This is a genomic window from Mycobacterium sp. RTGN5 (assembly GCF_033804465.1).
In the GTDB taxonomy this organism is placed as follows: domain Bacteria; phylum Actinomycetota; class Actinomycetes; order Mycobacteriales; family Mycobacteriaceae; genus Mycobacterium.
Genome location: NZ_JAPZLA010000001.1, coordinates 883,622 through 896,879, shown reverse-complemented (window position 1 = coordinate 896,879; position 13,258 = coordinate 883,622). Strand labels below are relative to the sequence as shown.

Annotated in this window: 15 protein-coding genes; 7 read left to right on the top strand and 8 right to left on the bottom strand. The window is 67.6% G+C overall.

What is annotated here, in order from left to right:
• Positions 1 to 11: 11 nt before the first annotated feature.
• Positions 12 to 641: a TetR/AcrR family transcriptional regulator gene (locus tag SLQ31_RS04340; protein WP_319429977.1), complete on the bottom strand. Its 630-nt coding sequence runs from the start codon at positions 639 to 641 to the stop codon at positions 12 to 14.
• Positions 642 to 743: 102 nt separating this feature from the next.
• Here SLQ31_RS04340 and SLQ31_RS04335 point away from each other — a divergent pair, with 102 nt between their 5' ends.
• On the top strand, positions 744 to 1,646 hold the full coding sequence (locus tag SLQ31_RS04335) for an alpha/beta hydrolase (RefSeq protein WP_413641509.1): 903 nt from the start codon (positions 744 to 746) through the stop codon (positions 1,644 to 1,646).
• Positions 1,647 to 1,653: 7 nt separating this feature from the next.
• Here the strand turns inward: SLQ31_RS04335 and SLQ31_RS04330 are convergent, their stop codons facing one another.
• Positions 1,654 to 2,442, bottom strand: a complete 789-nt coding sequence (locus SLQ31_RS04330) for a maleylpyruvate isomerase N-terminal domain-containing protein (RefSeq protein WP_319429973.1) — start codon at positions 2,440 to 2,442, stop codon at positions 1,654 to 1,656.
• An 86-nt stretch (positions 2,443 to 2,528) separates the two neighbouring features.
• On the opposite strand from SLQ31_RS04330, the gene SLQ31_RS04325 reads away from it, so the two are divergent.
• Positions 2,529 to 3,800, top strand: coding sequence for a cytochrome P450 (locus tag SLQ31_RS04325; RefSeq protein WP_319429971.1), 1,272 nt, complete (start codon positions 2,529 to 2,531; stop codon positions 3,798 to 3,800).
• On the opposite strand, the gene purD is transcribed toward SLQ31_RS04325, so the two are convergent.
• Both purD and SLQ31_RS04315 read right to left on the bottom strand, forming a co-directional pair.
• Positions 3,787 to 5,058, bottom strand: a complete 1,272-nt coding sequence (gene purD / locus SLQ31_RS04320) for a phosphoribosylamine--glycine ligase (protein ID WP_319429969.1) — start codon at positions 5,056 to 5,058, stop codon at positions 3,787 to 3,789. The two genes, SLQ31_RS04325 and purD, sit on opposite strands and share 14 nt — an antisense overlap.
• 27 nt (positions 5,059 to 5,085) lie before the next feature.
• Positions 5,086 to 6,624 (bottom strand): acyl-CoA carboxylase subunit beta, encoded by a 1,539-nt coding sequence (locus tag SLQ31_RS04315; protein ID WP_319429967.1) that lies wholly within the window; start codon positions 6,622 to 6,624, stop codon positions 5,086 to 5,088.
• 87 nt (positions 6,625 to 6,711) lie between these two features.
• Here SLQ31_RS04315 and SLQ31_RS04310 point away from each other — a divergent pair, with 87 nt between their 5' ends.
• From SLQ31_RS04310 to SLQ31_RS04300, 3 genes are read left to right on the top strand one after another with little or no spacing between them, the layout of a single operon-like run.
• Positions 6,712 to 7,938 carry a cytochrome P450 gene (locus SLQ31_RS04310; protein ID WP_319429965.1) on the top strand — a complete coding sequence of 409 codons (1,227 nt, stop codon included), beginning with the start codon at positions 6,712 to 6,714 and terminating at the stop codon, positions 7,936 to 7,938.
• Between the two features lie 29 nt (positions 7,939 to 7,967).
• Positions 7,968 to 8,351 carry a hypothetical protein gene (locus SLQ31_RS04305; protein ID WP_319429963.1) on the top strand — a complete coding sequence of 128 codons (384 nt, stop codon included), beginning with the start codon at positions 7,968 to 7,970 and terminating at the stop codon, positions 8,349 to 8,351.
• Between the two features lie 2 nt (positions 8,352 to 8,353).
• Positions 8,354 to 8,974 (top strand): TetR/AcrR family transcriptional regulator, encoded by a 621-nt coding sequence (locus SLQ31_RS04300; protein WP_319429961.1) that lies wholly within the window; start codon positions 8,354 to 8,356, stop codon positions 8,972 to 8,974.
• Between the two features lie 28 nt (positions 8,975 to 9,002).
• Here the strand turns inward: SLQ31_RS04300 and SLQ31_RS04295 are convergent, their stop codons facing one another.
• Entirely contained in the window at positions 9,003 to 9,299 is a 297-nt protein-coding gene (locus SLQ31_RS04295; protein ID WP_319429959.1) for a hypothetical protein, read from the bottom strand.
• Positions 9,300 to 9,471: 172 nt separating this feature from the next.
• Between SLQ31_RS04295 and SLQ31_RS04290 the strand changes: the two genes are divergently transcribed.
• Entirely contained in the window at positions 9,472 to 10,293 is an 822-nt protein-coding gene (locus SLQ31_RS04290; protein ID WP_319429957.1) for a helix-turn-helix transcriptional regulator, read from the top strand.
• A 49-nt stretch (positions 10,294 to 10,342) separates the two neighbouring features.
• The gene (locus SLQ31_RS04285; protein ID WP_319429955.1) at positions 10,343 to 11,167 is read left to right on the top strand and encodes an SAM-dependent methyltransferase; all 825 of its coding nucleotides are present in this window, start codon (positions 10,343 to 10,345) and stop codon (positions 11,165 to 11,167) included.
• On the opposite strand, the gene SLQ31_RS04280 is transcribed toward SLQ31_RS04285, so the two are convergent.
• From SLQ31_RS04280 to SLQ31_RS04270, 3 genes are read right to left on the bottom strand one after another with little or no spacing between them, the layout of a single operon-like run.
• Positions 11,164 to 11,589: a carboxymuconolactone decarboxylase family protein gene (locus SLQ31_RS04280; RefSeq protein WP_319429953.1), complete on the bottom strand. Its 426-nt coding sequence runs from the start codon at positions 11,587 to 11,589 to the stop codon at positions 11,164 to 11,166. The genes SLQ31_RS04285 and SLQ31_RS04280 overlap by 4 nt on opposite strands.
• A 2-nt stretch (positions 11,590 to 11,591) precedes the next feature.
• Positions 11,592 to 12,440, bottom strand: coding sequence for an NAD(P)-dependent oxidoreductase (locus SLQ31_RS04275; RefSeq protein ID WP_319429951.1), 849 nt, complete (start codon positions 12,438 to 12,440; stop codon positions 11,592 to 11,594).
• The gene (locus tag SLQ31_RS04270) at positions 12,437 to 13,189 is read right to left on the bottom strand and encodes an SDR family oxidoreductase (protein ID WP_319429949.1); all 753 of its coding nucleotides are present in this window, start codon (positions 13,187 to 13,189) and stop codon (positions 12,437 to 12,439) included. The genes SLQ31_RS04275 and SLQ31_RS04270 overlap by 4 nt, the downstream gene beginning before the upstream one ends.
• Between the last annotated feature and the right edge of the window lie 69 nt (positions 13,190 to 13,258).

Sequence of the window (13,258 nt, the reverse complement as noted above, 5' to 3'; positions counted from 1 at the left end):
AACGTAATCGCTTACACCCGGATGGTGCGCTCATCGATCGGCGCCAACACGTCGATCACATTCATCAGCGTGTCCCTGGCCAGCTCGCGCGGGCCGTCCCCATTGCTGACCAGTGCCGAGACCACCGCACCGTCGACGGCGTTGACCAGTGCGGTCACCACGTCGACGCGCATATTGCGCCCCGAGCGTCCGATCGCCTCAACTGCGGCGTCGACGCGCTGCTGCAGCAGGCGGCGCTGGATGTTCCGCAGTTCGGGCTGGCGGGCGCAGGCGATGTAGCGCTCGTAGCGGGAGGTCAGCTCTTCGCTGCTTGCCTCGCCGTCCGCATCACCGACCAGCAGGTCGACCAACACGTCGGCGGTCGCCTCGGCGCCGCGCCGCCGGCGCGGAAGCGCGTCGACCCGGGCACGCAGCTGCGCGGTCTCGACAGCGCAGATGTACTCGACGGCCTTGTGTACCAGGTCGTCGAGCGACGAGAAGTAGTAGGTGGTCGAGGCCAACGGCAGCCCCGCGCGACGCGCCACCGCTCGATGCCGCACGGCCTCGAATCCGGCTTCGCGCAGCAGCTCGGCGGCAGCACTGATCAGCGCATACCGTCGTCGTTCCCCCTTGGGGGTCATCGCTGCTGTCACGTTCAGCAATGCTGCCAGCAGCGTCGAGCGGACATCGCTCTTTCACCGAATCATTAACCTGGCCTTGACCTGGCACTAGGCTGAGTTGCCCGCGATGGCATGATGTGCCGAATGGCGAACCTGAGCCGTCGCGCTGTTCTGCGACTCGGCGCCGGAGCCGTGGCAGGCGCCGCGGGCGCTTTCACCGCCGGGCGCATGCTGGAGTCCACCGCACACCTGGCCGGGCCGGATGTCGCGATGACCGGTGTCGGCGCACCATTGCTGCCGCCCGCCCCGCTCGAACCGGCACCGGCAGGCGCCCCCGCCCCGACGATGGTCACCGGCTCGTTCGTCTCGGCCGCGCGCGGCGGCATCAACACCAACTGGGCCATCGCCCGCCCGCCCGGACAGACTGCCCCGCTCCGGCCGGTCATCGCCCTGCATGGCAAGGGCCAGGACGCAGCAGGCGTGATGGCAGGCGGGGTCGAACAGGGCCTGGCCCAGGCCGTTGCGGCCGGGCTGCCGCCGTTCGCTGTGGTCGCCGTCGACGGTGGCGGGAGCTACTGGCACAAGCGCGCTTCCGGCGAAGACTCCGGGGCCATGGTGCTCGACGAGCTGATCCCGATGCTCGGCGGTCAGGGGCTGGACACCTCCCGAGTCGCCTTCCTGGGGTGGTCGATGGGCGGTTACGGGGCGCTGTTGCTCGGCGCCAGGCTGGGTCCGGCCCGGACGGCGGCAATCACCGCGGTCAGCCCGGCCCTGTGGCTGGCGGCCGGTGCGGCCGCACCCGGCGCGTTCGACGGCGCCGACGACTTCGCCGCCAACACCGTCTTCGGCCTGCCCGCGCTGGCGTCGATCCCCGTCCGGATCGACTGCGGCAACAGCGACCCGTTCTACTCGGCGACCAAAGAGTTCATCGCGCAGCTGCCCCATCCGCCGGCCGGCGGCTTCTCACCGGGCGGGCACGACGGCGGCTACTGGAGTTCGCAGCTGCCCGGCGAGCTGACCTGGATGGCTCCCCTTTTGACTGCGTGAACAGCCTCTAGACCACGTTGACGATGTCGAGAAATGCTGTCGCATAATCGATTTCGCCAACGATCCGCACATCCCGGTCGCGCCAGCCGACCCGCTGGGTGCCCCACTCCGGAAACTCGCACGCCACACCCGTGACCTGTGCGGCCGAGCCGTCCGGCGAACCCAGCACGACCGAGCCGTCGGGCGCGACGCGCCAGGTGTCACCGCCGGGCCCGGTCAACGTGAGGGCCAGCGGACGGTCCAGCCATGCCGGGGCCGCAGCGCGCACCTGGTTCGACAGCACCGCCATCATCCATTCCAGGACGACGGACATCCGGTTGGCATCGGTGCCCGGCGCGGGCCGCCCCAACGCCGGCGCCATGTCGTGACGCAGGTGCGTGTGGTGGTCGAAGACCATCGCACTGGGCAGCATCCGGACAGGGAAGCTACCGAGGTCGGCCAGCGGCATCCGGACCCGGGCGAGCGGGCTGCCCGCCACGAGCGGGAACACGACGGCGACGACAGCGCTCCAGCGCCGGTACTCGGCGAGGACGTCCGGCGCCGCCCGATCCCGCCTGCTGTCGACCATCAGATCGTTGGCGTTCTCGATGTCGTTGCCCCGCATCAACTTCGCCGCACCAAGACTGAACGGTGCGCGGCAGCCTGTGCCCATGTGGGCGAGAACATCCTGGATGCGCCAGCCCTGTGCGCGGCTGTCCATCCGCCACTCCGCGGGATCAAGGCCTGCGCAGAAGGCCAGCATGTCGGCGCGCTCGGCCTTGAACGCCGCACGACGGTCCGGTATCACGTCGGCCATGATTGTCTCCCGTTCTGGAATTGTCTACAGTCGCTGTTACTGTCAGCCATTCGATAAGCCTTCCGGCAAGCGTCACCGAGGAGATCATGACCGTCGACAGCCTGCCGCTCTCGCCGCGGCCGTACCACCCGCTGGACATCTCGGCACCGGACTTCTGGACCGCCGACTTCGCCACCCGCGACCACACCTTCGCGCGACTGCGCGCCGCCGACGGGCTGTCCTGGCATGCGCCGGTGTCCTCGGTTTTCCCGCACGCGGAGACCGGATACTGGGCGATCACCCGCCACGCCGACATCAAGTACATCAGCCAGCACACCGAGATCTTCAGCTCGGCACTGGGCATGAGCGTCGACCCCCTTCCCGCCGAGGTGCAGCAGGCCACCAGCTTCTTCCTGGCGATGGACCCGCCGGAGCACACCCTGTATCGGCGGCTGATCAGCGCGGCGTTCACGCCGAAGCAGGTTCGCCGCATCGAGGCCCAGATTCAGGCCAATGCTGCCGATATCGTCGACCGGCTGATCGAAAAGCTGCGCGACGGTGCGGAAATCGACTTCGTCGCCGAGTGCTCGGCCAAGCTTCCGATGCGGACCGTCTCGGACATGATCGGCATCGCCCCCGCCGACCAGGAAGCGGTGGCGTACGCGGCCGAGAGCCTGTTCAGCGCCACCGATGACGACTACGCCAGTTTCGAGGAACGCGCTGTGCACGCGCTGACCCAGATCGGGATTCTGACCAGCTCGGGTATCGAGCTGGCCCAGTTGCGCCGCCGCGAACCGCACGACGACCTGATGACCAATATCGTCAACGCCGAGGTGGACGGCCACCAGCTCACCGACATCCAGATCGGGTCGTTCATGGTGTTACTGGCCGCGGCGGGCAACGACACCACCAAGCAGACCACCTCCCACGCGTTCAAGGCGCTCGCCGACAGTCCGGCCCAGAAGGCTTGGCTGCTCGAGGATTTCGATGCCCGGATCCCCGCCGCCGCCGAGGAGTTCATCCGCTGGGCCACCCCCGTGCTCAACTTCGCCCGGCATGCCACGGTCGACACCGAGCTGGCCGGCACCACGATCAAGGCCGGTGAGAAGGTCGCACTGTTCTACTGTTCGGCCAACCGTGACGAGGCGGTGTTCGACCGCCCGGGCGAATTCGACATCACCCGTGCGCCCAATCCGCACTTCGGGTTCGGCGGCGGTGGGCCGCATTTCTGCCTCGGCGCCAACCTGGCCAGGACTGAGCTGCGGCAGCTGTTCCACCAGCTGCTCACCCGGCTACCGGAGGTCGAGGTCGGCCAGCCGGAATACTTGCACAGCAACGTTATTCACGGCGTGAAGCGGCTGCCCGTCAAGCTAGCGTGATCCGCCCCTCGGCCGCTGCCAGTCCGATGTCGGTGCGGAAATGGCTGCCGGGCAAGCGGATCGATCCCAACGTTCGGTAGGCGGCTTCGCGCGCAGCCACCAGGTCGGCGCCGGTGCCGACGACCGAAAGCACCCGCCCGCCGGAGGAGATGACCGTGCCGTCGTCACGGCGCGCGGTGCCGGCATGCAGCACACCGTCGGCCTCCGAGCCGGTGATCACGTCACCGACCCGCGGACGGCCCGGATAGTTCTCGGCGGCCACCACGACGGTGACGGCGTACCCGTCGTGCCATTGCAGTGGGCTGAAGTCGGCAAGCGTTCCGGTGGCCGTGGCATGCAGCAGCTGGCCTAGCGGGGACTCCAGTAGGGCCAGCACAGCCTGCGTCTCGGGATCACCGAACCGGCAGTTGAACTCGACCACCGCCGGGCCGGTCGACGTCATCGCCAGGCCCGCATACAGCAGACCGGAGAACGGACAACCACGCCGAACCAGTTCGGCGGCAACGGGTTCGACGACACCGCTGACGATGGCTGCCGTCGCTTGCGCGGTCAGCCACGGCAGCGGCGAATACGCGCCCATACCACCGGTATTGGGCCCGGCGTCATTGTCGCCGACCCGCTTGAAGTCCTGGGCGGGCAGCAGCGGTACGACCGTCGCGCCGTCGACAAGACAGAACAGCGACACTTCGGGTCCGTCGAGGAACGACTCCAGCAGCACCGGATGCCCGGAGTCCAGCAGCGAGGCGGCGTGCGCGCGGGCCACGTCGCGGTCGGCGGTGACCACCACACCCTTGCCTGCGGCCAGTCCGTCGTCCTTGACCACCCAGGCGGGTTGGCCGGCGGCAGGCCCGAAGCGGTCCATCGCGGCATCCAGACGGGCGGGGTTGTCGACCGTCTCGCTGCCGGCAGTGCGCACACCGGCGGTGGCCATCACGTCCTTGGCGAACGCCTTGGAGCCTTCGATGCGGGAAGCGTCCTTCGACGGGCCGAAGCAGGCGATGCCGGCGGCGCGCACCGCATCGGCCACCCCGAGAACCAACGGCACCTCGGGGCCGATGACCACCAGGTCGATCTCGAGCTTGCGGGCCAGTGCGGTGACGGCTTCGGCGGAGGTGACGTCCACGTCATGCTGCTCGGCGACCGCCGAGGTGCCGGCGTTACCCGGCGCGACGGCCAGGAAGTCAACCTGGGGATCTTTGCGCAGGCCCAGCAGCAGGGCATGTTCGCGGGCACCGGATCCGATCACGAGGACGCGCACAGGTTCACACCCTATCGCCCACCCGCACTACCAGGTGTCGACGAACCGCCTTAGCGGCGGGAGTTCGCCGTGGGCGGTCGCGGCGGTCAGCGTCGCGGCGATCAGACCACGGGTCAGCGCCGGGTCGATGACGTCGTCGATCTCGAACATCTGGGCGGCGTTGAGCGCTTTGGCGTTCTCCTCCATCGCCGCGGTGGCCGCGGCGACCCGCTGTTCACGCTCGGCGTCGTCCTCGATGGCTTCCAGCTCCTTGCGCATGCCGAGTCGCACCGCGCCCTCGAGCCCCATCGGGCCGAGGTGAGCCCCGGACCACGCCACCGTCAGCAGTGGCTCGTGCAGGCTGCCCCCGGTCATCGCCTGGGCGCCCAGCCCGTAGCCACGGCGCAGGATCACCGCCACCAGCGGCACCCGAATCGCAGCCCCGGCGACCAGCATTCGGGAGGCGCGCCGGACCAGCGACTCGGCCTCGGCAGCCGGGCCGACCATGTAGCCGGGGCAGTCGATCAGCGAGACGATGGGCAGGCCGAAGGTGTCGCACAGCTGCAGGAAGCGCGCCGCCTTGTCGGCAGCGGCAGCGGTGATCGCGCCGGCCATGACCATGGTGTTGTTGGCGATGACACCGACCGGGCGGCCTTCGATCCGGGCCAGCGCGGTGACCATCTCCGGGGCGAACTTCTCCCGCAGGAAGGTGACCGAGTCTTCGTCTGCGAGGGTCTCGATGATCGGCGCGATCGGATAGGCGCGCCGGGCCCGCTCGGGAATGACTGTGCGCAAAGAGGTTTGGTCTGCCGCCGGGCCGGGCGGTGTGCTGCCCTGGAAGTACCCGATCAGGCGCTTGGTGACCGCGACGGCCTCGGCTTCGTCGGCGACGACGACGTCGACGACCCCGTTGGGCGATTGGACCGAGATCGGGCCGACGGCGTCGGGCGCGACATCGCCGAGGCCGCCCCCGGCGATCATCGCCGGCCCGCCCATGCCGATCGAGGTGTCGGCAGTGGCCACGATGAGATCCGAACAGCCGGCGATCACCGCGTTGCCTGCGAAGCAGCGCCCCTTGACTACCGCGATTCGCGGCACCACACCCGACAGCGCGGCCCACAGCTTGAAGGCCCGCGTCTCCAGCGACGACACCGCGGGATAGTCGGTGTCACCGGGGCGGCCGCCACCGCCCTCGGCGAAGAAGACCGTGGGCAGTCGCATCCGTTCGATGAGTTCGAAGAGCCGGTCCTTCTTGCGGTGGCCGAACACGCCCTGGGTGCCGGCCAGCACCGTGTAGTCGTAGGACAGCACCGCGCACGGGTGCCCGTTGATGTGAGCCGTCCCGGCAATCAGGCCGTCGGCGGGCGTCCGTGCGATCAGGTCGTCGAGGTCGCGGCGGCGGCGCTGGGCCGCGATCGCGAACCGCCCGTACTCGACGAAGGAATCCGCATCGACCAGGTCGGTGATGTTCTCCCGAGCCGTTCGACCGCCGGCGGCGTGCCGGCGCTCGACCGCGTCGGGGCGCGCCGCGTCCTCGGTCAGTGCACGCCGGCGCAGCAGTTCGGCGAGGTCGGGGCGATCAGTCATGAACTGACGCTAGCGGGCATACACCTACTGGCACGGTGTATGGTCTAGGGAAAGGTGCGCTACATCACATGAACAGCGAGGTAGACCATGACCACCGCCAGCGTGTGCCCGTTCGGAGCGGGCTTCGACTTCACCGACCCTGACCTGATCAAAGAGGGCATGCCCGTCGCCCAGCTGGCGCAGCTACGCAAGACCGCGCCGGTGTGGTGGAACGAGGCCCCCTCGGTCTTCGACGACGGCGGCTACTGGGTGATCAGCAAGCACCGCGACATCCGGGACATCTCCCGCGACGGTGACCTGTGGTCGACGAACAGGCAAGGCGTTGTCATGCGCTTCGCCGATGACATGACCAAAGACCAGGTGGAAATCACCAAGGCGCTGCTGATCAACCACGACGCACCCGAGCACACCCGGCTGCGCAAGCTGGTCGCGCGGCTGTTCACCCCGCGCGCCGTGGCCAAGCTGGAGGAGAAGCTGGCCGGTGCCGCCCGCGACATCGTGGCCGCGGCAGCCGAGAAAGGCACCGGCGAATTCGTCGACGACATCGCGATGCAGCTGCCGCTGCTGGCCATCGCCGACCTGCTCGGCGTGCCGGAAGCCGATCGCCAGAAGCTCTTTCACTGGACCAACAGCATCATGAACAACGACGACCCGGACTTCGACGAAGACCCGACCGTCGCCAACGCCGAGTTGATGGGTTACGCCTACACGATGGCCGAGCAGCGCAGGGCTTGCCCGGCCGACGACATCATCACCAAGTTGGTGCAGGCCGATATCGACGGAGAATCGCTCTCGGAGGTCGAGTTCGCGTTCTTCGTGATCCTGCTCGCGGTGGCCGGCAACGAAACCACCCGCAATGCCACGACCCACGGGATGAACGCCTTCTTCGAAAACCCCGACCAGTGGGAGCTTTTCAAGCGGGAGCGGCCCGAGACCACCGCCGACGAGATCGTCCGCTGGGCCACTCCGGTGCACTGCTTCCAGCGCACCGCGACGCGAGACATCGAAATCGGCGGCGTCACCATCCGCGAGGGTCAGCGGGCAGGCCTGTTCTACAGCTCGGCCAACTACGACGAGGAAGTCTTCGACAACCCGTTCCAGTTCAACATCGCTCGTGATCCGAACCCGCACCTCGGGTTCGGCGGCAACGGCGCGCACTTCTGCATCGGCGCCAACCTCGCGCGCATGGAGATCAAGCTGATCTTCAACGAGATCGCCAATCAGATCCCGGACATCAGCAAGCTCGGCGAGCCGCAGCGCCTGCGTTCGGGCTGGCTCAACGGCGTCAAAAAACTGCCTGTCGCGTACCGCTAAAGCACAGGGCCCCGATAGCATCCCGGATCATGGGTTACCCGGGCTATCCGTCATACCCCGGCTATCCGCCACCGCCTGCCAAGCCGCCGCTGTCGACGACGGACCTGACGATCGCCATCATCGTGATGGTGTTGACGGTGATCGTCGGTGCCGGCGGCGCGTTCCTGGGGCTGCTCTCGCTGGCGTTCCTGGACTACTGTCCCCCGGCGACGTGCAGTGCTGAGGGGGCCGTCACTGCCGTGCTGACCGCGGTGGGAATCGCCACGCTGGTGGCGGTGATCGGCATCGTCATCACCACCGTCGCGCTGGTCCGGCGCAAGCGGGCCTGGCCCTTCGCCGCTGGCACTTTTGCGTTGTGCGTGGCCGCGCTGTTCTTCGGCGGCGCGGCGTACACCCTGGCAGTGGGCGGCTGACCGTGCGGACCCATGGCTGGTCGGGATCGGCGCCTGCCACCGACGAGGAAGCGGTCGCCCGGATCCTGGCTGCAGCGAACAAGGCCATCGACGCCCGGGGCGCTGACCTGAGCATCGCCGACGTGGCCCGCACGCTCGGCGTGACCCGCCAGACCGTGTATCGCTACTTCCCCAGCACCGACGCGCTGTTGCAGGCAGCGGCGATGGCGTCCGCGGCTGGATTCCTGGACCGGATGGCCGCACACCTTTCCGGCATCACCGACCCGGCCGAGGCGGTGACCGAAGGGATTGCCGTTGCGGTGGAAGCGTTGCCGCACGACAAACATATGGGTCTGCTGCTGGGGCCGGAACGCGTCGGCGCGTTCAGCGCCGAGGTCACCTCGGATGTCGCGCTGGCGTTCGCCGGCTCGCTGCTACGCCGCTTCGATGTCGATTGGGCCGCACACGGATTCAGTGATGGCGATCTCGACGAGCTCGGCGAGCACCTGCTGCGGATCGTTCAGTCCTTCATGGTGGACCCGGGCCGGCCGCCCCGGCACGGGGACGAGCTGCGGCGGTATCTGCGCCGCTGGGTGGGTGCGGCCTTGCTCAGCACCGGGGCGAGCGAAGCGACGGGGAATTAGTGGATCACCCATCAACGCGCACAAGCAATTAGGGAGCCGGGACGCTGTCCTGTACCGGCGCGTTGATCGGTACCGACGTCGCCGCGTGACCGACGTTGTCAGCCATCACGGGGCCGGGCCACATCATGGCGGCGAAGATGGCGCAGACGGAAACCACCGGCGGGCAGAGCACTATCACCGTCGTGTCGACGGCCTTCACCCATTGCGACATCTGGCGAACGACCTTGGCCTGCTTGGGCGCTGGTTCGGCCCAGAGGCGGCTGAGCATGGTCGGGGCAGTCCACGAGTCGGCAGTCCACGATTCATACGCGGTCATAGAAGTCATTGCCACTCCTTGCCCTTTGATCGAGGCCGTCGGCGCCCGATTTCACTTTGGTAACACTGGTGCACAAATGTCACATTTGTGACACGACCCGATAACCGTTTGCGATCTGCCCGTTTCCTTACCGTTGTCTTACGGACCTCTTTGTTATGAGGGCGGCATTACCCTGGTCGGCGTGAGCCCGGAGTCAGCAGGTCCATTCCTGCACCATCCGGGACCGCCGCTGTCAGCGCACATCAGCTATATCGGCTACTGGGAGCACACCGGCGGGGCGCCGCATCGCAGCACCGCACTGCCCCGCGGTGCGGTCACGATCGTCATCGAACTCAGCGGCCGAGATCAGGTGGACTTCACCGCCGTCGGGCAACCGGCACTGCAGGTTCCGTCGGCGTTCATCACGGGCGCCGGCACCACGTCCTACGTCACGCTGATCGATCCGGGCCAGACCGTCATGACCGCGCACTTCCGCCCGGCCGGCGCCCGGGCGTTCCTCGGGATCCCGCTAAGCGACCTGCGGGACCGCTGCATCGGCATCGACGATATCTTCGGCGCATCATCTCGCATCTTGCGGGAGCAGCTCATCGAGACCACATCGGCCACCGTGCGGGTGGCATTGTTGGAGCGTTTTCTGTTGGACTGCTTGATGATTCAGGACGATCGGATGAACGGCCTGCTGGCCCACCTCGACACCGACCCGTCCATTACCGTGGCGCAAGTCTGCTCACTCACCACCCTGTCCCCCAAGCGGCTCGCCAGGTTGTTCGCCGCCGAAGTGGGGCTCAGCCCGAAGACGTACCTGCGCGTGCGGCGGCTGCAAGCTGCCCTGCGCCGACTGGACACCGGGGCGCACCGGGGCGCGGACATCGCGGCCGATCTCGGCTATTTCGACCAGGCGCATTTCGTTCGCGACTTCCGCAGCTTCACGGCGATCACACCGAGCCAGTACCCGCGGCGGCGGTCGAGCCTGCCCAGCCATCTCGACGCCGTCGCGCGCTGAGGCTGAAATGTACAAGCCGCGGGGTGCGGCCGGCTGACACCATCGGGGAATGGAATCCAGACGAGACGCGGTGGCCGACACCGGACTGTTGGTGGCCGCGATCCGCGCCCGCGAATCGACCCAGGAGGATCGGCTCTTCACCGACCCGTTCGCCGACAAGCTGGCCGGCGAGGCCGGACACCGGATCCTCGACGCGGCGCTGGCCACCTCGGGTGAGCGCACCACCATGCAGATCGTGGTGCGCACCCGATTCTGGGACGACGCCCTGCTGCACGCGGTCGCTACCTGCCGGCAGGTCGTGCTGGTCGCCGCGGGCATGGATGCGCGGGCCTATCGGCTGACCTGGCCGGCGGGCACGACCGTGTTCGAACTCGACCAGCCGGCCGTGATCGCGGCGAAGAATGCGTTACTGGCCGAGGAGGCCCCGCCGTGCGCGCGGGAGCCGATCGGGGTCGATCTCGCCGACGACTGGCCGGCTGCGCTGCGAGCGGCGGGCTTCGACGCCACGGCGCCATCGGTATGGCTGACCGAAGGGCTGTTGCAGTACCTGGATGAAGAAGCCGTGCGTCTGCTTTTCGCGCGGATCGATGCGCTGTCGGCACCGGGGTCGGTGCTGTGTTACGACGTCGTCGGGAAGTCGTTGCTGGAGGCGCCGTTCATGGCCGATCTGCTGAAGTCGATGGCCGCCAACGGTGCACCCTGGCTGTTCGGCACCGACGATCCCGCGGAGTTGGTGCGCGATCGCGGGTGGTCAGCCGAGGTCACCGATATCGCCGAACCCGGCAACCGGTGGAATCGCTGGTACGCCCCGGTCACGCCGGCCGACGTACCGGACGCGCCGCGCGGCTACTTCGTGGTCGCGACCCGCAACTAGTCCCCGCTGTGCATCTTCAGGGCGTCGGCGACGTTGGCCTTCTTGTCTTCGCCCTGGCCCGCCTCGGCGGCCTTCTTACGCTTGGCGGTGACCTTGGTGACGGCCCCGTCCAGCTTCGAGCCCAACGGGAAGCCGAGGTAGTGCGTCAGGAAGATCGCCATCTCCTTGAGCTCCTCAGCCGTGAGCTCCTCGTTGTGCAGGGCGGCGTTGGCCTGGATCTCGGCCAGGTCGGAAATGCCGAGCGCGGTCACGACGGTCAGCGTCATGATGCGCTTGTCCCGCATCGTCAATCCCGGTCGCGACCAGATGGTGCCGAACAGGTGGTCGGCAGTGAGCGCGAAATAGTCACCCGGCGAGTCCGGCATCTCCCAGCCGTAGACCTCGTTCATCTTTTCCAGGCCCTTGCGGCGCAACTCGTCCATCATCACTCCTTTGTGTTTGGGACACCGAGCCCGGCGGCCAGGTCCCGCAGCGCGATCTCGGCCAGCGGCAGTTCCACGCCGTTGGCTTCGCCGAGAGCGAGAGCCAGCCGCAGATCCTTCTCGGCCAGCCCACGGGTATGCACGAACATGTTGTAGATGAAGTGGTCCGGCTGCAGCGGCTTGGTGTCGTCGCGGACCATGATCGCACCGGGGCCGCCGCTCTGTGCGTCGCTGTGCCGCACCACCCGACCTAGTTTCTGCAGATCGATCCCCGCCGCCTCGGCGAGCCTCGACGCCTCGCACGCGGCGGTAAAGCCGATGAAGGTCAACATGTTCCGGGCCAGCTTCATCCGGGTGCCGGCACCCGGCTCGCCGGCGCGGACCACCAGTGAGGCCCACTGCTTGAACACCGGCTTGACGAGTTCGTACGCGTCGTCGTCCGCACCGACCATGACGGCCAGCTCACCCTTGTCGGCGGCACCCGCGCCGCCGCTGACGGGAGCGTCGACGATGTGAATACCCTTGGGGCGCAACTGGTCAGCCAGCTCCGGGGCGGTGTTCGGCTCGATCGTGGAATGGATCGCGATGACCGTTCCCGGCTTGGCGTGTTCGGCAAGCTGGCCCACCACATCGCGCACCTGCTCGTCGTTGAGCACGGTCACTTCGATGACATCGGCCTTCGCAACGTCGGCGACACTGTCCGCCAGTGTCGCGCCGAGTTCGGCCAGCGGAGTCATGGCCTCGGTCCGCACATCGAAAACGATGAGTCCGCCGGGCCATTCGACGAGCCGCTTGGCCATCGGCGCGCCTTGGTTTCCCAGCCCGATGTAGCCGACCTTCAGGTCGGTCATGAGCGGAAGATCTGTCCGCCGTCGACGTTGAAAATCTGGCCGGTGATCCACTTCGCCTGATCCGACAGCAGGAACAGGCACATGCCGACCAGATCGTCGACTTCACCCATGCGCGACAACGGGATTCCCTTGACGATGTCGGCGACCATTTCCTGCGGCGTGGTGGTGCGGTTGGCCTCGGTATTGATCGGGCCGGGCGCGATCGCGTTGATCCGGATGTTCTGGCCGCCGAGTTCGGTTGCCAGCTGCTGGGTGAGGCTGTTCACCCCGGCCTTGGCCAGGCCATAGAAGTTCGAGTACAGCCATGCCGCCGTGGACGATTGGTTGATGATCGCACCGCCACCGCGCTTGGCCATCTTGCGGTAAACCGCGCGGGTGCACACCAGTGCGCCGTCGAGGTTCACGCTCATGAACTTCTTGTAGTAGTCCCAATCCACGGTGATCAGGAAGTCCAGCTTCATCCCGCCGAAGATCGCGGCGTTGTTCACCAGGTAGTCGATGCCGCCGAACTCGGCCAGCGTCTGATCGGCCATCGCCTTGGCCGACACCGGGTCGCTGACGTCGACCGGCAGCGCAAGCGCGGTGCCGCCCTCACCCTTGATCCCGTCGGCGACCCTCTGCGCGCCTTCGATGTTGATGTCGGCGATCACGACCGCCGCACCCTCCCGGGCGAGGGCCTCGGCGTAGGCCTGGCCGATTCCGCCGCCTGCGCCGGTGACGATGGCCACCTTCTCATCGAACTGTCCCATGCTCTCTCCTTTTCAGCGCCGAACGTGGAGTTGTTGTTGACTTTTCGCCTCGATGAGCGCAACAACTCG